The sequence below is a fragment of the Acinetobacter sp. AG3 genome (assembly GCF_022343575.1).
GTDB lineage: Bacteria > Pseudomonadota > Gammaproteobacteria > Pseudomonadales > Moraxellaceae > Acinetobacter > Acinetobacter guillouiae.
In genome coordinates this window covers 1,042,559-1,062,078 of sequence record NZ_JAKQZD010000001.1, presented here as the reverse complement: position 1 = coordinate 1,062,078, position 19,520 = coordinate 1,042,559, and the positions used below count along the sequence as shown (strand labels likewise).

At 39.3% G+C, this 19,520-nt stretch carries 18 protein-coding genes; 4 read left to right on the top strand and 14 right to left on the bottom strand.

Translation table 11 applies throughout. From position 1 onward, the window contains the following. Positions 1 to 8 precede the first annotated feature (8 nt). The 6 genes from L3V46_RS04985 to dsdC all read right to left on the bottom strand — a co-directional run bounded on the left by L3V46_RS04985 (position 9) and on the right by dsdC (position 5,584). On the bottom strand, positions 9 to 473 hold the full coding sequence (locus L3V46_RS04985; RefSeq protein ID WP_034615503.1) for a YbaN family protein: 465 nt from the start codon (positions 471 to 473) through the stop codon (positions 9 to 11). Further along, positions 470 to 1,054, bottom strand: a complete 585-nt coding sequence (locus L3V46_RS04980; protein ID WP_239045091.1) for a biliverdin-producing heme oxygenase — start codon at positions 1,052 to 1,054, stop codon at positions 470 to 472. The genes L3V46_RS04985 and L3V46_RS04980 overlap by 4 nt, the downstream gene beginning before the upstream one ends. A gap of 67 nt (positions 1,055 to 1,121) precedes the next feature. Further along, entirely contained in the window at positions 1,122 to 2,102 is a 981-nt protein-coding gene (locus L3V46_RS04975) for a FecR family protein (RefSeq protein WP_239045090.1), read from the bottom strand. A 7-nt stretch (positions 2,103 to 2,109) separates the two neighbouring features. Next, a complete protein-coding gene (locus tag L3V46_RS04970) occupies positions 2,110 to 2,595 on the bottom strand; it encodes a sigma-70 family RNA polymerase sigma factor (protein ID WP_239045089.1) in 486 nt (161 codons plus the stop codon). Between the two features lie 270 nt (positions 2,596 to 2,865). Continuing rightward, entirely contained in the window at positions 2,866 to 3,672 is an 807-nt protein-coding gene (locus L3V46_RS04965) for a hypothetical protein (RefSeq protein ID WP_004823491.1), read from the bottom strand. Positions 3,673 to 4,651: 979 nt separating this feature from the next. Then, positions 4,652 to 5,584: a DNA-binding transcriptional regulator DsdC gene (gene dsdC / locus L3V46_RS04960; RefSeq protein ID WP_004717679.1), complete on the bottom strand. Its 933-nt coding sequence runs from the start codon at positions 5,582 to 5,584 to the stop codon at positions 4,652 to 4,654. Between the two features lie 220 nt (positions 5,585 to 5,804). On the opposite strand from dsdC, the gene dsdX reads away from it, so the two are divergent. Then, the gene (gene dsdX, locus L3V46_RS04955) at positions 5,805 to 7,142 is read left to right on the top strand and encodes a D-serine transporter DsdX (RefSeq protein WP_239045088.1); all 1,338 of its coding nucleotides are present in this window, start codon (positions 5,805 to 5,807) and stop codon (positions 7,140 to 7,142) included. 17 nt (positions 7,143 to 7,159) lie between these two features. Then, positions 7,160 to 8,500 (top strand): D-serine ammonia-lyase, encoded by a 1,341-nt coding sequence (locus L3V46_RS04950; protein WP_239045087.1) that lies wholly within the window; start codon positions 7,160 to 7,162, stop codon positions 8,498 to 8,500. A 124-nt stretch (positions 8,501 to 8,624) separates the two neighbouring features. Here the strand turns inward: L3V46_RS04950 and L3V46_RS04945 are convergent, their stop codons facing one another. Next, positions 8,625 to 9,377: an SDR family oxidoreductase gene (locus L3V46_RS04945; protein ID WP_004823497.1), complete on the bottom strand. Its 753-nt coding sequence runs from the start codon at positions 9,375 to 9,377 to the stop codon at positions 8,625 to 8,627. Positions 9,378 to 9,500: 123 nt separating this feature from the next. Between L3V46_RS04945 and L3V46_RS04940 the strand changes: the two genes are divergently transcribed. Next, entirely contained in the window at positions 9,501 to 10,397 is an 897-nt protein-coding gene (locus tag L3V46_RS04940; protein WP_239045086.1) for a LysR family transcriptional regulator, read from the top strand. Positions 10,398 to 10,463: 66 nt separating this feature from the next. On the opposite strand, the gene L3V46_RS04935 is transcribed toward L3V46_RS04940, so the two are convergent. The 5 genes from L3V46_RS04935 to L3V46_RS04915 all read right to left on the bottom strand — a co-directional run bounded on the left by L3V46_RS04935 (position 10,464) and on the right by L3V46_RS04915 (position 14,111). Continuing rightward, positions 10,464 to 11,153, bottom strand: a complete 690-nt coding sequence (locus tag L3V46_RS04935) for an oxidoreductase (RefSeq protein ID WP_239045085.1) — start codon at positions 11,151 to 11,153, stop codon at positions 10,464 to 10,466. 1 nt (position 11,154) lies between these two features. Continuing rightward, positions 11,155 to 11,928 carry an SDR family NAD(P)-dependent oxidoreductase gene (locus L3V46_RS04930; protein WP_239045084.1) on the bottom strand — a complete coding sequence of 258 codons (774 nt, stop codon included), beginning with the start codon at positions 11,926 to 11,928 and terminating at the stop codon, positions 11,155 to 11,157. Next, complete coding sequence (locus L3V46_RS04925) at positions 11,925 to 12,605, bottom strand: glutathione S-transferase family protein (RefSeq protein ID WP_239045083.1); 681 nt, start codon at positions 12,603 to 12,605, stop codon at positions 11,925 to 11,927. Before L3V46_RS04925 ends, L3V46_RS04930 begins: the two co-directional genes overlap by 4 nt. A 171-nt stretch (positions 12,606 to 12,776) precedes the next feature. Continuing rightward, on the bottom strand, positions 12,777 to 13,214 hold the full coding sequence (locus L3V46_RS04920; RefSeq protein ID WP_004717695.1) for a PaaI family thioesterase: 438 nt from the start codon (positions 13,212 to 13,214) through the stop codon (positions 12,777 to 12,779). A 30-nt stretch (positions 13,215 to 13,244) separates the two neighbouring features. Next, a complete protein-coding gene (locus tag L3V46_RS04915; RefSeq protein WP_239045082.1) occupies positions 13,245 to 14,111 on the bottom strand; it encodes a metal-dependent hydrolase in 867 nt (288 codons plus the stop codon). Between the two features lie 665 nt (positions 14,112 to 14,776). Between L3V46_RS04915 and L3V46_RS04910 the strand changes: the two genes are divergently transcribed. After that, positions 14,777 to 17,005: a phospholipase C, phosphocholine-specific gene (locus L3V46_RS04910; RefSeq protein ID WP_239045081.1), complete on the top strand. Its 2,229-nt coding sequence runs from the start codon at positions 14,777 to 14,779 to the stop codon at positions 17,003 to 17,005. Positions 17,006 to 17,112: 107 nt separating this feature from the next. Here the strand turns inward: L3V46_RS04910 and L3V46_RS04905 are convergent, their stop codons facing one another. Together L3V46_RS04905 and L3V46_RS04900 are read right to left on the bottom strand one after the other, a co-directional pair. Further along, positions 17,113 to 17,856 carry an ABC-type transport auxiliary lipoprotein family protein gene (locus tag L3V46_RS04905; protein WP_239045080.1) on the bottom strand — a complete coding sequence of 248 codons (744 nt, stop codon included), beginning with the start codon at positions 17,854 to 17,856 and terminating at the stop codon, positions 17,113 to 17,115. Then, complete coding sequence (locus L3V46_RS04900) at positions 17,846 to 19,513, bottom strand: MlaD family protein (RefSeq protein WP_167468956.1); 1,668 nt, start codon at positions 19,511 to 19,513, stop codon at positions 17,846 to 17,848. Before L3V46_RS04900 ends, L3V46_RS04905 begins: the two co-directional genes overlap by 11 nt. Positions 19,514 to 19,520 lie beyond the last annotated feature (7 nt).

Here is a 19,520-nt window from a genome sequence, read left to right as displayed (position 1 = left end):
ATGAAAATTTATATTTTTTCTGGTCTGGTCCAAATCCAGATCAACCCAATCAGCAAAATGACCAACAGACTAAGTTTTAAGTGCAGATGCAGTGAAGACACCATTAACATTGTCGTACCGAATAAAATACTCAATGTCATCATCCATTTACGTGAACGCGAAATCTGTTTAAAACCGCCATGATATTGTGCGAGCAACATTGCAATATAACGATTTTGATGTAACCAACGATGCAAGCGTGCTGAACCTTTTGAGGCAAAAATTGTTGCCAAAAAGAGAAAATCAAAAGTTGGAATCCCTGGCAATACAATGCCCACCACAGCGAGAACAAGACACAAAATTGCCAAGATGATGCAGATCACACGCACCACTGAGGATGAATGTAAATTTGCGGATGGCGTTACTGGCAAAGACGCTAACAGCGTTAAGTCTTTGCCTTGTGTGTGATTGCTGACAGAAGACGCTTTCTTCATGTTGAATGAATGTCTTTTAATAATGCGCCAAAATAATCAAAGGCTTGTTGAGCAGCGTAAATGACACGATCTTGCTCATCTTGAGTAAAGTCAGCCTGATCAAGTTCCTCAATAAAGTGTTTCCAGACTTTGGCCCGCCCTTCTGGATAAGCAGCCAAATTTCTCGCAGCAAAATCTGCGGAAAACCCCAAACTTTGTTGCGCTTGTTTAAATAAGAATGCTGCACCCATCGTAGAACCTTCTGATACATAGATCCAACCCAGCGCTTCAGGAAAGCCGATCGTTTCAGTAACCAAGGCCAACGATTCTGGTTCGATCTGAAGGTCTTCTAGGTCTAAGTAAGCTGCTTGCGAACGTCCACGAATATCTAAATCAGAAATCAAGGCTGCAACCTTGGGATGTTGAAATAAATATTCGACATTTTTTTGAAAATAATACTGTGACAAAGTAAATTTTGCATAATGTGCGACATCTTTAAATACTTGGGCTTTTTCCATTAATTGATGCATATATTCATGTTGACTGGCTGTCTCTGTTTTTAAACGAGATGCAAGGCGGTTGAGTGTGAATGACGTGCTCATCAATTTTCTCCAGTTTGTTTGGTTTAACTGTATTACCCGCCTTGTCTGTAAAAACTGACATCATTTCTTAATTATTTTTACTTTTCTGATTTTCAGCTTTAGGCTGAATGCTCAACACACGATCCCCGAAATAACGTTCTACTTTGATTGGATAGCTGAATTGCAATGCTGTTTGTAAGGTGCCAAAGTCATTGACTGGATATGAACCTGAAACTTTTAACGACTTCAATTGAGGGGCAATATCTATATATTGGTGTTGATAGCGCCCAATTTCTTGAAGCAATTTTTCCAACGGCATTTCAAAAGCCATGACCATGTGGTTTTTCCATGCCAATACATTCGGATCTAAACTTTGTAATGCTTTAAAATTGCGATCATCAAAGCAGAGCTGCTCACCAGCATGGACAATTTTAGTGTGTTTGGACTGGTTCAAGCTGACTTTCACTGCGCTTTCTATGACGCCTAGACAGGTTTGATTTTCACTGTTATTTAAATACTGAACATTAAATACAGTGCCAAGCGCTTGAAGATTTGCCGATTCAGTTTCGACCAAGAATGGGCGATAAGCATGATTTTTTTCTTTGGCCGTACGTATTTGTATTTCGCCATAATGTAATTTTACAATACGTTGTTGCGCTGTATAACGCACGTCCAAAGCCGTATGGGTATTTAATTGAAGTTGTGTCCCATCTTCCAGCTCAACCTGTTTCTGCTGACCCACCGCAGTACGATAATCCGATAACCATCTATAGCGATAATCCGAGTTCCATAACATGACACTGCCAAAACACAGAAAACAGGCAAGCACCAGTTGTTTGTTTAAATTAAATTGGGCATTTTTCTTGCCTTGCTGAATCAGCTGTTGCCCATCTTCGGGAAATTCCTCAAGGCTATACAATAAGCGTTCGGCTTTAGACCATGCAGCTTGGTGTTGGGAACTTTGCTGTTTCCATTGTTCAAATTCAAGCTGTTCAGTTTCATTCAATGGTGCGTGTTGGATTTTAATGATCCATTGCGCTGTTTCTTGATAAATTTGATCATGCAACATGCAGACATTAATCCATAACAGCTAAACATTGACTCAGTACTGAAACCAGATCACGCATCACGGTTCGGGTAGAAATATTTAAGCGTGTTGCAATTTCCTGTTGAGTCAACCCTTCTAATTGTGACCAAATAAAGACCTGTTGCTGGCGCTCAGGCAATTGATTGAGTAATTGATTAATCAAACATAAAGATTCAATTGCCGATATTTTTTGCTCAGGTGTAATTTCATCATATTCAGGTCTGCTTGAAAGCGCCTCTAAATAGGATTTTTCAATCGCTTTACGTTGATACCAATTAATCAAGATTCCCTTGGCAACAGTGGTTAAAATTGCACGCGGCTGATCAAAATACAATTCATCTTTACGCTTTAAGATACGCAGAAAAGTATCATGGGCTAAATCAGCGGCATCTTCACTATGGTTGAGGCGACGTTTTAACCATTGATATAACCAAGAATGGTGATGACGGTATAGTGTGCTAATAGGATCAGACATACTTAAAGAGAATGAGAATTATTAACAATATCTTAGCAAAAAAATAAAGAAAATGAGAGCTCAGTTTGCCCTTTTAATTGAATTTTTTAATTTATCCAACTCATTTATAAGACTACACAACATACTCAAATGGGACATATGGTAAATCTTAAACAAAATTTAATTCAAAATTATTATAATTTTATCAAAAGCTTATCGCTTTAAAATAAAAAAATTTCTCGATCATCCTCAAGATGACCGAGAAACTGTTTATCACTTATTGGCGATAATTTATTGACTGATCGCTTGATCCATATTTTTAGCAAATTGTTGAATATCACTGGCTTGAATTGTTGTTTTACCTTTGCCAATCACTTGAAATTGTTGTGCTGCCGTTTCCTGCATTTTGACTTTACCTGTTGCGATATTGGCATCAAAACGTTGCATAAACTCATCCACATATTCCTTCTCAGTGACAATATGATCACCATTCGCATCGGTTGCAAAATATTGTTTGTCACGCGCTGTGAGGTAATCTCCAAGCGTTACATAGTTTTTCCCTTGACCATATTGGCTAATAAATTCGTTGATGTTACTTGGCATGGGCATTGAAATTGGTAGTTTCACGCGGAATCCATCATGCGTTGCATTACTATTGCCCGCTAATTTGGCATCTTCTGCATTTACTAAACCATCCAAGTTTTTATCAAACTCATTAAAGGTTTTTAAACCTGTCTCCTGAAATTCCTTTAAAGTCAGTTTCTGGTCTTTATTATTATCGAGAATGCCATAACGTACATGCGCCTGTTTTTCTGACATTTCACGGCGCTGTTTAAGTAATGGCTCTAAACGTGCTTGCTCGTATTGAACAAACTGCACTTGATTGACTTTTTTATTCGCCTTAAACAATTCGGCATAGTCCTGAGTATATTGCTTAATTAAAGTGCTACTGTTCTGCTCTTTATTATTAGGATGATAAAGCACATATAATGCATATGCCTGTTGATAAGCATTGGATTGATCGACTGTAGCAGCAACCGCTGATCCAGCAGTTGCCATTGCAGTTAAACTGGTCATCCATAGCGCCAATTTTTTCATGTTCGTTTCCTTGGAGGTGAATATTTGTTGAATTAAAAAATTCTTTCCATTTTGCTATTTAAAAAATCAATATTTAAATGCGATACTTGTTATATCGATTACCCTCATCATGCCCCTATTCATATAGCTCAACAGGGTTTAGATTGATGAGGGAGAAATCTTATTCAATGATATTAATCATCATTAAATGTGTATATTTCAGGTCATCCAGTATCTTCAAATCAGAAGTAAAAATATGGATTACAAATATACACACACAATCAACAAATGAGAATAATAATCAATTACAATTTTATTTACAATAACAATGTTGCTAGATCTGCTTTTTAACCTTCAACAAAATCCATCAAAATATTGAAAAATAATAAATATTTATAATTAAACTTCACTTTTTTATAAATATTTGAACATGACTTTAGAGGGAGAATCTGTATTTTTGGATGATCTTACTGTCTTAAAATTCGTATATTTTGTTGTTGTTTATATTTTAAAATGTCATTTTCAGTTTAGCTTTTCCACCTCAATCATCCTATTGTTAATATAAAATTTATTGCATCTTTCCTTTTTATTTCTCTTTAATTTCTCGTTATATTTAGGTTTGTTTATTTTTTATTCTGATTGGCGTTATTAAAATATAAACACTCAAATATTAAAGATCTTTCATACATCAAAAAATGATCATGTGAAGTAAAGCATATTGGTATTGAAAATTCATTCTCCCTTTGGGAGAAGGCTAGGATGAGGGCGCTTTTATGTTTATTTATGGTTTTAAAAAGGACTTATGAAAGAAGTCTATTCACCATAATAATCAAGTATTATAAAAGCTCTAACAGCAAAAAATATTAATTTTTAGGTTTTAGCATAAAATTGATTTCGTGATTTTTTATTCAAGGCTTGCTCGGCTTTTTCTAGAGTTTAGGCTTTTTCTAGAGTTTAGGCTTTTTCTAGAGTTTAGGCTTTTTCTAGGGTTTAGAGTTTTTCATTGATGCCCTATTTCTGAGTTTGCTCGTGCTTTTATCCAGTCACTAAATGCTTTAACTTTAGGTAATTCATTATTTTTCAATGATGTAATATAGTAATGCTGATCACATTTTAAATACATGTTTTTAAATGGCATTACCAGCTCACCACTTTCTAAGTCTTTTTCTACTAGTTTTTTACGTCCCATGGTAATACCCAAGTGATTTTTAGCAGCAATCAAAGCCAGATCAGATCGGTCAAAACTCATCTCTGAAGAATGATCCATATTTACATTAAAATGCTGCGTCCAACTGTTCCATTCATCTGCGCCTGTGCCGTTACTCCATGCTTGGCAGTCATGCAGCAATGTGCAGTTTTTTAAGTTGTCTAGATGATCGTAGAGGTTAAATTTTTCCGCATATGCAGGACTACATACCGGGATAATATATTCGTCCATTAAATACTGATAATTCAACTGAAAAGACGGCTGATTGTCAAAATAAAGCGCAATATCAATTCCGCTACGTTGAAAATTTACATCCTCATTGCCCGTTAAAACTGAAAGTTGAATCAATGGATAGCGTTGGATGAAATCAGGCAATTGAGGAACTAACCAACACTGAGCAATCGATGGTCTTGCATAAATCGTGAGTGAGCCAACAAGTTGCTGATTTTGCAGTGCCTTAATTTCAACGTTTAACGAGTCTAATGAAAATTGTAAAGCAGCTAAAATCCGCTGTCCCTCAGTGGTTAACTTTACTTTACGATGCAAACGTAAAAACAGTTTGATATTAAGTTCTTTTTCTAACAAATTAATTTGGTGACTTACCGCACTTGGGGTTAAAGACAATTCTTCAGCAGCAAGTGCAAAAGACTCATGTCTAGCCGCAACTTCAAATGTATACAGTTTTGAGAGTTGAAAACCGGTTAGATTTTTGTGTGCGTTGGTCATGCCTTTTTCCTTTTTGCTGAAACAAAATGATTGATCACATGCTTCTTGCTGTCCTATGCCCATATAAATAACGTATAAATCATTTAAAAATCAAAATTTATTTAGGATTTATTTTTCAAGTGAATTATTTTAACCCGTAGATCAAATATGATCATTTGACGGATTTCTCTGGTTTAACTTCAATAGACAAAGAATAACTTTTGTCACAGAGATATATGGTATGGAAACCAATTTCGTGGATGTCGGTATATTATTAACCAGTATCGGGTTAATAATTTTTACTATTTTAAAATTTAAACTGCATCCCTTTTTAGCTTTGCTTCTGGCAAGCTTCTTTGTCGGTGTAGCAATGAAAATGCCATTACTGGATATGGTCAATGCAATTGAAAATGGGATTGGAAGCACCTTGGGTTTCCTTGCCACAGTCATTGCACTGGGTACCATTCTCGGCAAAATGATGGAAATCTCTGGCGCTGCTGAACGTATCGCCCTGTCTTTGCAGCGATGTCACTGGATATCCAGTGATGTGGTCATGGTGTTGATTGGGCTATTTTGTGGCATCACTTTATTTGTAGAAGTTGGTGTGGTGTTATTAATTCCCTTGGCTTTTTCTATAGCGCAGCATACCAAAACCTCTTTGTTTAAATTGGCTATTCCATTATGCACAGCATTAATGGCTGTACATTGTGTGGTACCGCCACACCCTGCCGCACTTTATGTCACCAATAAACTAGGGGCTGATGTCGGTACCGTGATTATTTTTGGCTTAATGGTGGGTTTAGCCGCCGCACTGGTTGGTGGCCCACTGTTTTTAAAATTAGTTGGTCAACGTTTACCGTTTAAAGCAGTACCTGTCGAATTTTCAAAGCTTACCTTAAAAGAAGAACACAACTTACCTTCTTTAAAAATCACCTTATTTACAGTTTTTCTTCCAATCGGATTAATGTTAATCAAAACTGTGGCTGAATTAAATAATCATACATCCACTCAGCTTTCACACATTTTAGGCTTTATCGGCAATCCGATCACCGCCATGTTTATTGCGGTATTTGTTGCCTACTACACCCTTGGTCTACGCCGTAATATGCAGATGGGAAGCTTATTAAAAGCCACAGAAGACTCATTTTCTTCAATTGCCAACATCTTATTTATCATTGGGGCTGGTGGTGCATTTAACAGTATTTTAAAAGCCAGTGGTTTAGCTGACTCAATGGCAGTTACGCTTTCCCATTTGCATATACATCCAATTTTACTCGCTTGGTTGGTTGCGCTGATTTTACATGCAGCTGTAGGTTCTGCCACTGTTGCAATGATGGGTGCAACTGCAATCGTTGCGCCAATGTTACCGCTCTATCCAGATATTAGTCCTGAAATCATGGCGATTGCGATTGGTTCAGGTGCCATCGGTTTTACCATTGTGACCGACTCTCTATTTTGGTTAGTCAAACAATACTGTGGTGCTACATTAAACGAAACCTTTAAATATTATACCTCTGCAACTTTTCTTGCCTCGCTCACAGCATTGGGCTGCACCTTCCTGCTTTCTCATTTTATTTAAGCCTTTAGGAGTATTTTATGAACGCTCAACAGATTAATCAACTGATTGCCCAATATCCGATTGTTAAAGACCTTATCGCACTCAAAGAAGTGGCGTGGTTTAATCCCAATTTTACCTCACTGGTAGAAGGGCTGCCCTATGTCGGGTTGGACCAAAAAGATATTGATGATGCCAGTGCACGTTTGACACGCTTTGCACCCTATTTGATGAAAGCCTTTCCAGAAACAGCGGCATCTCAAGGTATTATAGAATCCGAACTGGCAGCGATTCCTCAAATGCAGCAACAGTTGGAACAGTATTTTGGACAATCGATCCATGGTCAGTTATGGCTTAAAAAAGACAGTCATCTTCCTATATCGGGTTCAATTAAAGCCCGTGGTGGCATCTATGAGGTACTTTGTCATGCTGAAAAGCTTGCGATTCAAGCACAACGCCTAAACCTTGAAGATGATTATGCAAAACTGGATCGTCCAGAGTTTAAACAGTTTTTTAGTCAATACAGTATTGCGGTCGGTTCTACCGGAAATTTAGGCCTTTCTATTGGTATCATGAGTGCAAAATTAGGCTTTGATGTGACTGTGCATATGTCAGCAGATGCACGTCAATGGAAGAAAGATAAGTTACGTGCGCACAATGTCACAGTAGTTGAATATGCTGAAGATTATGGTGTTGCCGTAGAACAAGGCAGAAAGGCAGCATTAGAAAATCCAAACTGCTTTTTTATCGATGATGAAAACTCACAAACCTTATTCTTAGGTTATGCAGTTGCTGGGCAACGTTTAAAACAACAATTAGAACAAAAAAATATTTTGGTTGATCAACAACATCCTTTGTTTGTTTATTTACCTTGTGGTGTTGGCGGAGGCCCCGGTGGCGTTGCATTTGGCTTAAAAATGGCCTTTGGTGATCATGTACATTGTATTTTTGCCGAGCCAACCCATTCACCATGTATGTTACTCGGTGTTGCAACGGGTTTACATGATGAAATTTCAGTTCAAGATCTGGGTATAGACAATATCACCGCTGCTGATGGCCTCGCTGTTGGGCGAGCATCTGGCTTTGTGGGTCGAGCAATGCAAAGATTATTAGACGGTTTTTATACATTAACGGATGAAACCATGTATGTACTCTTGGGCATGCTCAATGATGCAGAACAGCTTAAATTAGAACCTTCTGCGCTGGCGGGTATGCTTGGGCCAATTTTGACCAATCAACATCAAAACTATGCCGCACTACATCACTTTAGCCAACAGCAACTGGAAAATGCCAATCATATTGTCTGGGGGACTGGAGGAGGAATGGTTCCAGATGAAGAAATGGAAAAATACATAACCCAAGCGAAAGCCTATAAAAAATAATTTGTATAGCCTTGATTCGCACAGGTCTTGATCTCATCAAAATTGGGGGCGATAGCAGATAAATAAAGTGATTATCCTCTATCGACCCCAATTAAATCCTTGGGTCAGGATTTTCCCAATGGAATTAAACGATCCCACCATTGACCCGAAGGACTTGGGCATTGACCCAATTACTCGCTTCATTTACGGCGAAATCCAACACTGCGGCAATATCTTCTACAGTGCCTAAACGCTCTAAAGGTGCAGCTTTGCTCAACTGAGCAATCAATTCATCACTTTTGCCTTCAAGAAAAAGTTCAGTTGCCGTAGGCCCAGGTGCAATTGCATTTACCGTAATATTTTTTCCTCTTAACTCTTTGGCTAAAATAGCTGTTAAGGATTCAATGGCAGCTTTTGATGCAGTATAAACACCATAGGTTTCGAGTTTCATCCCCACCACACTGCTGGATAAATTAATAATTTTACCGCCCTTTTGCAGTCGCTTAGCAGCTTCACGCATGGTATATAAAGGGCCTTTAATATTAATTGCTAAAACTTGATCAATACTTTCATCGTCTAATTGTTCAATCTTACTTAATTTCAAAATCCCTGCATTGTTGATCAGCACATCCAATCGACCATAGGTTTGAATTGCATAATCAAATAATGCAGTCACTTCATTAGAATGGCTGATGTTGGCTTTAAATAGACTCGCTGTTCCGCCTAACGCTTGAATACTGCTCAAGACATGCTCCGCCTCTTTATCGTTACTGGCATAATTGATAATGATTTTATGGCCTTGTTGTGCCAATAAGCTGGCAGTAAATGCACCAATCCCGCGAGAAGCGCCTGTAATTAAAATCACTTTTTCTTGCTGTGTATGACCTGTTGTATGCATCGTGATGACCTCATGGAATAAAATATACCTCTAATCGCTTCTATGATACTGTTCAGATAAAACCAGATAATCTAGTTAAACCTGACATCTTTATCCGAATAAATCGAACAATTGGAATGGCGTATGGATAAACTCAATGCAATGTCTGCTTTCGTCAATGTGGTTGAACAACAAAGTTTTACCAAAGCAGCACAGATCTTAAATTTGCCACGTTCAACACTGACCGATGCAATTAAACAATTAGAATTCCAACTCAATACGCGCTTATTGTTGCGTACCACTCGTCAGGTAAAAGCAACCGATGAAGGTCATATTTATTATGAGCGCTGCAAATATATCTTGGGTTATATCAATGAGTCTGATCATGATTTTCTTGATGCAAAACCTCAAGGGCCTTTAAAAATCGCAGTTCATGGTATTTTTGCTGCGCATTTTATTCTGCCAAAATTAAATGATTTTTTAGCTGAGTTTCCACAGATACAGTTGCAACTCACCGAAAGCGACCGTTATGTAGATCTGATAAAAGAAGGCATTGATTGTGTCATTCGTATAGGTCAGCTCAATAATAGTGAGTTAATTGTCAGGCATCTGGGTGATATTCAACAAGTGACATTAGCCAGTCCCAAATACTTAGAAAAATATGGCACACCACAGCGCTTAGAAGATCTACAATCACATTTTATGGTCGGATTTTATTCTTCTGCTCGACAAAAGCCACTGCCGCTTGAGTTTCTGACAGGGAAGAAAACACAGTTTTTTGAGTTGCCGTTAAAGATTCAAGTCAATGGTGCAAATACCTATGCAGCAGCAGCCAAACAGCATTTGGGGATCATCCAAGCACCGCGTTATGGTTATTTATCTGAGCTAGAGCAAGGCACACTTTGTCAAATTTTAACTGACTATCCTGTTCCATCCCTGCCTATTTCTTTACTTTATCCATCAAAAACACTGGTTTCACCACGACAAAAAGTTTTTATCGAATGGATTGTACGATTGTTTCAGGATAATCGATTGCTTTGAAGTTTCAATCACGCTGCTTGATGGATATGATTAACTAGCGCTCTCTCGCATTGATCCCCATAGTATTTATACGCCAACACTCAATTCCTGACTCCAAGTTGAATCAGGTTGTTGATAAAGATGCCAACACATATTTTTAACCGCATCCATCAAGACAACATTCTGACTATGCCAGCTTTCCAACATACAATAAGTGATATGGATGCCTTTAGGATGAAACTCTCTTGCCAAAGATTGTGCCAATGCCCGAATACTGGCAAACATACTCTGAGTTAAGCCATTATTTTCAGCGATCAAGTTGGGCTGTGTTCCTAGAAAGATCAAAGTTCCTTGTGACTTTATCAACATCTGTCGAATAATCGCTTGGGCAATATTTACCGCAGCCAAACCAGTATTTTGCCAAAGCTGTTCGACCTGTTGGGCTGAAGCATCGGAATTCGACAATGATTTTGAAAAATCAGCTTGGAAAATACACAGTTCAATTGAATGCCCTGTTCGTTGAATATAGCCAACTAAATTTTTTAAAGCAGTCGGATTGATCAGATTCAAACGAACCCGCTTTAATCCTGAATCTTGTTGCTCAATCTTTAGATTGGTTTGCATAGGATCATGCTGAACTTGATATACAGGCATTGTACTATTGTGTGCTTGATCCACAAAAAGCTGGCTGAGCGAGTGGGTTTCGTTGCCAATAACAACAATACAGCCCTGTAGTTTGGATTTTTTTCTCAGCAATGGAGGAATTAAATTGTACATATTAGAATTTCTCCTGATAAGGACGTAAATCCAGCTCATGGGTCCATAAATCACGCTTTTGTTGATAAAGCATCCAATAATTCTCAGCAATCGCTTCGATATTTAATCCACCTGTGCCTCGTGTAAGTCTCAGTAAGCGCCCTAAACCAAATACCGCCTTATTGACACGATCACCATCGACCATACCATCAACAATAATATGTGCAACATGGATATTTTGAGGCTTATACATCTGGGCGAGATGCAATGCGTAATTACGTAATGCAGATTTGCCCATGGTAAATGCCGCAAAAAAAGGTTTACCACGAAGAGATGCACTTGCCCCGGTAAAAATCAGTGTGCCATATTGCTGTTGTTCAAAGATTTTTAAGGCTTGTTGTGACACTAAAAAAGCCGATAAAAAAGTAGAACGCCACATTTGAGTAAAAAACTGAAGAGAGGTCTTTAAAAAAATTGAGGGAATATTGCCCCCCACATTATGAATAACAGCGACGAGATGCTCCTTTTGCGCATTCCTCTCCGCAAAAAAAGTCTGCACTTGTTGTTCATTTTCAGCATCCAAAGCATGTGCTACGGCGTGTCCACCTTGCGCATTGATTGAATCAGCCACGGCTTGCACTTTCGCTAAAGTACGCCCCACAACATGTACTTTTAATTTTTCTTGAGCAAAACGACGACAAACTGCTGCTCCAATTCCTTGTTCAGCACCTACGCCCATAACAACCACACATGGAAGTGTTGCTATATTTTGAGATGTTGCATTCTGCGTATTCATAGCAAGTCGATCCATTGAGCAATAGAAGGATAAGCTTTAATTTTAGTGCCCCAAATTTTACTGGTGCGGACAATCTCTAAAAGCTGCGAACCAACCGCAATATCAGCCAGTGTTTTACCCTCGCCAACCAACCACCCTGTTTGCGCCAACACCAATTCGATACGCTCTAAATGACGAATAAATTCCGCCTCAATATCCTGCGTGGCCATACGACCTGTACCCTGCATTTTAAGTTGCAGGTTTAATGTTGCTTTGAGCAAGGGTTTTAACAAATATATTTCATGTTTGGGGCGACCTTTTGCACTCATTTCAACCGCATGATCTAAGGCATCAGCATCACTGACACGAAAGTGCACCTCATAAAAATATAACAACTCGTCTGACCAATCTTCCCAAAGTTCAACATAGGCCTTTTGCAAAGGATCAGCAGGATATAATCGTGGTAAGTCTGGGTAAGCATCATCAAGATAACGTGCAATACGGGTACTGTCCTGAATACGTTGACCATCAATATCCAGAACAGGAACCTTGCCTGCTTTACTGAGCATTGGCACTTTTGCACCCAGTACACCGTTATAATCCACAGTCTGATAAGCAATCCCTTTAAATTGCAGCATCCTGGCAACTTTTTGGCAAAAAGGTGAGATTTCCCATTGATGTAATACAACTGAATTCATTTTATATTCTCAGCTTAACGTTGGGTCGATTGATATTCGATGAACTACATCACAGGATCAGCACTTAATACATCAACGGCCTGATTCAAAGGCGATAAATCAAAAAATCTGAATTAAAAGCCATGATCCAAAAAATTCTGGCTTAAAGCCATGATGCAGAAATAGAATCTTTCAACGACGGATAATCATATTGGTTGCTGTTGCATGTGCATACAATTTTCCTTCTTCATCTCGAAGATAGCCTTCTGAAATGACTAAGTTTTTCCCTACGTTGATGACTTTACCTTCAGCAATTAACTTTTTATTAAACGGCATTGGACGACACATTTTTATCGCAAGATCAGTGGTTCCATAGCCCTCACCCGCAGCCAAGACGGTATGTGTGGCACACCCTGTCACTGAATCCAATATCGTTGCGGCAAAACCACCATGTACTCCACCCAATGGGTTGCTATGACGTTCATCTGCAATGGCCATAAATACAATGCGACCATATTCAACGTCTCCTACTTCCTCCATCCCCATGGTTTTTGCAATACCAGGCGCTGGCACCAGTCCTTTTTGGAATGCTTGCATAATTTCCAGACCAGTCATATTGAGTGGATTCATCACTATTTCCTATTTTGATAAATAAAATACTTATTGGAGAAGGGTTGATTGTTCAGGAGATAAGCCAATTTTTACTTTAGTTTGTGCGACAATTTCGGATTCATCGGTATCATTCGGATGAAAATCAAACTGATAATAAGAGAAAAATTGCGGTACCAGCTTACGATAGGCTTGCACTGTAAACCCAGCAAACTTAGTCCAAGACTTAAGGTTTAATAATTGTTTATCTCTCGACATTAACACCACTTGATATACATTAGAAAATAGTGTGATCAGCACAAGACTAAATGTAAAAATCGCCACGCGAGGAATGTAGGCATCTAAGCCCTTACCATATAAGTATTCATACATGTCATAAGCCACAGCCTTGTGTTCGGTTTCTTCAACACTGTGCCATAACCATAAATTGCGAATAGTGGTATCGGTCATTAACTCATTGACATTTTTCATCATCTCTACCACCAACACTGCGGTGTAATGTTCCAGACCCACTGTGACCAAGAGATTCCATTTTTTAGGAAAAGCACGTTCTACCGCTTTTAATATGATCCCCGTGGCTTTTTCTAAGGATTCAGGATCTAAACCATATTGTTGTGCACTGAGATGAAAAGCATGATGTTCTTTAGAGTGCATGGCTTCTTGCCCAATAAAAGCACCAATATCACGATCTAATTGTGGGTTGTTTTTAATTTTTCCACGTAAAGCGCGCACTGAACGGACAAAGTACGATTCACCTTCAGGAAAAAGCGTCGATAGACCTGTGAAGTAGTGAGTAAAGGTTGGTTCGTCATTACACCAATACTTGGGCATATCCTGAAATTCATAATCCATACGACGTACTGGAAATGATGCAGGTGTTTTTTGCTTTGATTTTTCTTTCACCGCTGATATAGACATGGTTCACCTCAAGAATTTATCTTAAAATAACAAGTTCCAAAAAAGAACTTGTAAAATTAAAATAATGGTCCACGTTGATCTTGTCAATGATGTGAATACGTTAAAGCTTCAGGTTGTCCTTAAATGACAGTATCATTCCTATAAAGACAATCGATCTAAGCCAAAAACTTAAAATCTGTTTTCACCCATCGCATTTTGATCAGATGCATGATTATTCATCCCATAAAAATATAACCAATAAAATTAATTATTTAAAAAAAATACTGAATAAATATCTTAGATCTCAACAACAGTTCAAATTAAAATTAAACATTCCTCTCTAATCTCTCCATCAAAACCGATTAAGCTTTTCCAGTTTTATTTTCTATTTCTATCTAGATTTCTGTCTCGATTTCTAGCGCTATTGCCATGTCAATGATTTGTCATAAAGGTGACACCTTGCTGTCACAAGCGCTGTCTAATGTGTGGGCATCTTTATAATGGATGAAACACATGTTAAGAAAATCGAAACAATGGCTATCCTACATTTATATTTTCCCCATTTTACTGGCACTCACAGCTTGTAATGATTCAAATGATGATAAGACCAGCACACAGCCTGATGGATCTAAAAAACCATTAATGCGTTGCGCACCATAAACATAAAAATACCAAAGGGAAATATTGTGATTAATCGTCGTCAATTTTTAGCAAATACACTTAAAACAAGTTTTGGTGCTGCTGCCTTATCTACATTTCCAGCCAGCATTCAAAAAGCATTGGCTATTCCTGCAAATAATAAAACAGGAACCATTCAGGATGTCGAACATGTGGTTATCTTGATGCAGGAAAACCGTTCATTTGACCATTATTTTGGTACATTAAAAGGCGTTCGTGGTTTTGCCGACCGCTTAACCATTCCTTTGCAAAATGATCGTACTGTATGGCAACAACAACGAAGTAACGGTGCCTTATTAACCCCTTTTCATTTAGATGGATCCAGTAATAATGCACAACGTGCACCCGGTACAAATCATACTTGGGTGGATAGCCAAAAAGCTTGGGACAACGGCCGTATGTCAAATTGGCCTACCCATAAAACTGATTATGCAATGGGTTATTTTAAAGAGCAGGAAATCCCTTATCAGTTTGCTTTAGCCAATGCTTTTACCATTTGCGATGCATATCACTGTTCAATGCACACGGGTACAGATGCCAACCGTTCATTTCATTTAACTGGCACCAATGGCGCAGTACCGACCAGTACTGCGTTTGTGAATAATGAATGGGACTGGATTGATGGCGATCCCCAAAATGTAGATATCGGCTACACATGGAAAACCTATGCTGAACGTTTAGAAGAGGCAGGTGTTAACTGGATTTGCTATCAAAATATGCCGGATGAATGGGGCGATAACATGCTCGGTGCATTCCGTACCTTTAAAAAAGCCAATATTGCTTCAGGCTATCCAGTTTCAAGTGGTGGTGCGCCAAATAGTCCATACAATAAAGCAGCGCAACCATTGCCTTATAAAGCTTATGATGCCACAACCGATAATGCTAAAAATCCACTGTATAAAGGTATCGCAAACACCCTGCCCGGCAATAAACCCGAAGAGTTTTTAGATGCTTTTAAAAATGATATCAAAACAGGCAAACTCCCCCAAGTGTCTTGGATCAATGCACCTTCTATCTATTGTGAACATCCAGGTCCATCAAGCCCAGTACAAGGTTCTTGGTTTATTCAAGAAATCTTAGATGCTTTAACAGCAGTGCCAGAGGTTTGGAGTAAAACCGTTTTCTTGATCAATTTTGATGAAAATGATGGTTATTTTGACCATGTTCCGTCTCCATCAGCGCCGACCTTACAAGCAGACAATACTTATGCGGGTAAGTCCACCCTCAGCCAAGCTGATATGCAGCATGAATATTATCTACATGACGCGCCACTAGGCAGCAGTAGCCAGCCTAAAAAAGACAATGGTGTTTATGGACCGGGCCCACGGGTACCACTCTTTGTAATTTCACCATGGAGTCGTGGTGGTGTAGTTAACTCTCAAGTGTTTGATCATACGTCAGTATTAATGTTTTTAGAACAACGCTTTGGGGTAAAAGAAACGAATATCAGTCCTTATCGTCGTGCGATTTGTGGTGATTTAACCTCAGCATTTAATTTTAAAACCCCAAATGAAGATGTACTGCCAGAATTAAATGGTAAACAAACCCGTGAGCAAGCAGATCAACTTCGTTCAGCTCAGCAAAAGTTGCCCAATGTTCCGATTCCAACCAATTTACAACTTCCAATTCAAGCCAGTGGTATTCGCCCATCTAAAGCATTGCCTTATGAATTACATACCAGTGCACGTTGTCAAAATGATGGAACAGTCAAACTCTTGTTCTCGAATACAGGGACTCAAGGTGCAGTTTTTCATGTCTATGACAAGTTAAATCTCAGTCGTGTTCCGCGTCGTTACATTGTAGAAGCGGGTAAAACACTGGATGATGTTTGGAATGTGAAAAAGGATAATCAAGGCTTATACGATCTTTGGGTAATGGGACCAAATGGTTTTCATCGCCATTTCAAAGGTGATTTGAATCGTAATCAAACCCTGCAAATCAATCCTGAAATTCGAGTGTGTTATGATATTGCCAATGGTAATGTTTATTTAGACCTGACCAACACGGGCACAAAAGATGTTGAACTGGTCATTAGCCCAGTCGTCTATCGTAGTGACGCAGCGTTAAAAATCAGTGTAAAAGCAGGTCAAACATCAACGCGACATTGGGAATTGAAAGATACATGGCAATGGTATGATTTTGCCGTAACCTGTACTCAGGACACTAAGTTTTATCGACGCTTTGCAGGACGCGTTGAAACAGGTGCAGATTCTGTCAGTGATCCAGCGATGGTTTAATATTTAAAGAATTTTGAATATTCAGTTTTTTAGATTGTTAACACTGAATCAAATTTAACAGCACCCCAGATTTATTTAAAACTGGGGTGTTTTTTTATAGCGCTTGCTTAGGAACACGTCACCCCTTCCATCACCACAGCTTTATTGGCTTCTGTCGCCACAACAGAAGCGGCAATCGCTTCGACCACCTTACTCAATGACTGCCGTGAAACACTGACAATATCAACAATTTTATTGCCATCTGCACCAACTGCATCGGTAAATGCCATTCGACAACTGAGTTGTCGGTTAGGCAAAACTGCATTTTGTACACCTGTTGGCTGATTTAAGGGTCTGGCTGGATCATCACGTTTAATAATCCAAGCAACTGCCACCTCAATATCCCGATTCATCGAACCCATTAACGAACGTGTGTCGGAGTGTTCAATAATATCAAAGCGAGAAAAGTCGGTTGCAATACGGTAAGAGACTTTACCACCTGTCATACCACTGCTGTAACGATCGACAGCACCTAATTTCTGTTGCAAACCCGCAGACAATCCATCACGTAACTCTGCCCCCAATGTGGACGTCCAGCGTTCGTTATCCAATACATTAGATTTACCACTGCTGTCCTGTAAGACCAAAGGCGCCCTGTTTAAACGGTCGGGTAATCCCACTGGCAGGACTTCAATCACCCGTACATTTGAACTCACCAACGGTTTAACCGTTGGCGTCAAACTATAGTAGTTTGGTGTAGGCGAACTGGAACAGCCAGCTAAACCCACAATGGCCAGTAACAGACCACAACCTGCTCGACTAGACGGCGGCAAATAGGACAAAAAATGTGAGCTATTTTTTTTATTTAGCATTCTTAACCTCAGGCGTTTTCCCACGAATGAGTGATTCTGGGTGTTGTTCAATATAGTCAGCCATTAACTGTAAAGATGCGGCAGCACGTGTCATTTGCTGTAAAGCACGGCGGACATCCTGTTGCATTGGCGCATCACTGGATAGAATGGTTTCAGTAGAGCGCATGGTTTTACGTACATCATCCAACGTCGCCTGTAGTCCTGGCGCGACTTTCCCATCCAACTGTTTCACCAGTTTATCTGTAGAGCTAATCGCTGAATTCATATTATTGAGAGTTTTACGTACATCCTGCCCAATTTCCACCAATGGGAATTTATTCAGTTTGTCTGCAATTTGCGATACTTGTGCTTGTAATCCCTTCAACTCGGTTGGTGTGGTTGGAACCTCAATCACACCATTTGATCTGATGATTAAGTTTGCTGGTTTTGCTTTAGGGAATAAATCAAAGGCGATATAGTTCTGCCCTGTCAGTAGATTTCCAGTGCGCATCTGAGCACGCCAGCCTCTTTCGATAAAGCGTTTAAAAATCACACCATCAGGATCAAGTTCTTTGCCATTGGCTAAACGAGATGGATAAATGACCCCCTCAGCGCGCATCCGAATCTGAGTATAATTTGCATCAAACTCCGCATTAATCGACTGAATATTACCAATTTCAATCCCCATAAAGTCAATCGGTGCACCTGCCGACAAGCCACGTAAAGACTGATCAAAATACATAATGATACGATGTGGATTTCCATCTGGCTCTTTCAAAGCTTCAGTACGAGAATCCCATAAATTAAAACGACTTTGATCCGAAGCAACAGCAGCATGTGAATTCTCAGGATAACCGAAAGCAATCCCGCCAGCGATAATACTCACCAGAGACTGGGTATCTAGCTTAAATCCTGATGCACTTAAGCTGACATCGACACCACTGGCCTGCCAGAAACGCGCATCTGTGGTCACAAACTTATCATAAGGTGCTTGAATAAAGGTCTGTAACTCAACACTCTTACCATCTTTGGCCAACTGATAAGCCGTGATTTGACCCACATTGATCTGACGATAATAAATAGGAGAACCGATATCCAGTGAACCTAGGTTATTGGCTTTGAGGAAAAAGATTTTACCCGGTACATCTGATGAGATGACTGGAGGAACTTCTAAGCCAGTGAACTCATCCTGTTTTTGTTCTGCCTTACCGCCATCAACTTCAATATAAGCACCCGACAATAAGGTATCAATTCCGGAGACACCACTGGCACCAATGCGTGGGCGAACCACCCAGAAGCGTGAGTCTTTTGCAGCAAAATTACTGGCATCCTTACGCAGTTCAATTTTGGCAATGACATGTGAATGATCATCGGCAAGATCAATTTGGCGAACAAGACCGATATCCACTTGTTTAAAACGAACAGTCGTCTTACCTGCAACCAGCCCTTCAGCCGTTCTAAAAGCAACATTAATGGTCGGACCAGTATCTAATACCGCTTTGACTGCCAACGACAGTCCTATCAGCAAGGCAATAAACGGAATCAGCCAGATCAACGATGGTCGCCAGCGTCCTTTATTTTTCTCAGGTTCAGGCAAAATCTGCTGCGTTTCATCTACAGCATGAGGATCCTGATGATCTGAGCTTTCGTTATTGGTTTTATTTTCAGACATACACACCCATCAT

Excerpts from the sequence above, each read along its gene's own strand:
- L3V46_RS04985 (WP_034615503.1), bottom strand. The coding sequence starts at position 473 with ATGAAGAAAGCGTCTTCTGTCAGCAATCACACACAAGGCAAAGACTTA.
- L3V46_RS04915 (WP_239045082.1), bottom strand. The coding sequence starts at position 14,111 with ATGTCTATATCAGCGGTGAAAGAAAAATCAAAGCAAAAAACACCTGCA.
- L3V46_RS04970 (WP_239045089.1), bottom strand. The coding sequence starts at position 2,595 with ATGTCTGATCCTATTAGCACACTATACCGTCATCACCATTCTTGGTTA.
- dsdC (WP_004717679.1), bottom strand. The coding sequence starts at position 5,584 with ATGACCAACGCACACAAAAATCTAACCGGTTTTCAACTCTCAAAACTG.
- dsdX (WP_239045088.1), top strand. The coding sequence starts at position 5,805 with ATGGAAACCAATTTCGTGGATGTCGGTATATTATTAACCAGTATCGGG.
- L3V46_RS04935 (WP_239045085.1), bottom strand. The coding sequence starts at position 11,153 with ATGTACAATTTAATTCCTCCATTGCTGAGAAAAAAATCCAAACTACAG.
- L3V46_RS04980 (WP_239045091.1), bottom strand. The coding sequence starts at position 1,054 with ATGAGCACGTCATTCACACTCAACCGCCTTGCATCTCGTTTAAAAACA.
- L3V46_RS04940 (WP_239045086.1), top strand. The coding sequence starts at position 9,501 with ATGGATAAACTCAATGCAATGTCTGCTTTCGTCAATGTGGTTGAACAA.
- L3V46_RS04945 (WP_004823497.1), bottom strand. The coding sequence starts at position 9,377 with ATGCATACAACAGGTCATACACAGCAAGAAAAAGTGATTTTAATTACA.
- L3V46_RS04975 (WP_239045090.1), bottom strand. The coding sequence starts at position 2,102 with ATGTTGCATGATCAAATTTATCAAGAAACAGCGCAATGGATCATTAAA.
- L3V46_RS04920 (WP_004717695.1), bottom strand. The coding sequence starts at position 13,214 with ATGAATCCACTCAATATGACTGGTCTGGAAATTATGCAAGCATTCCAA.
- L3V46_RS04950 (WP_239045087.1), top strand. The coding sequence starts at position 7,160 with ATGAACGCTCAACAGATTAATCAACTGATTGCCCAATATCCGATTGTT.
- L3V46_RS04925 (WP_239045083.1), bottom strand. The coding sequence starts at position 12,605 with ATGAATTCAGTTGTATTACATCAATGGGAAATCTCACCTTTTTGCCAA.
- L3V46_RS04930 (WP_239045084.1), bottom strand. The coding sequence starts at position 11,928 with ATGAATACGCAGAATGCAACATCTCAAAATATAGCAACACTTCCATGT.
- L3V46_RS04965 (WP_004823491.1), bottom strand. The coding sequence starts at position 3,672 with ATGAAAAAATTGGCGCTATGGATGACCAGTTTAACTGCAATGGCAACT.
- L3V46_RS04905 (WP_239045080.1), bottom strand. The coding sequence starts at position 17,856 with ATGCTAAATAAAAAAAATAGCTCACATTTTTTGTCCTATTTGCCGCCG.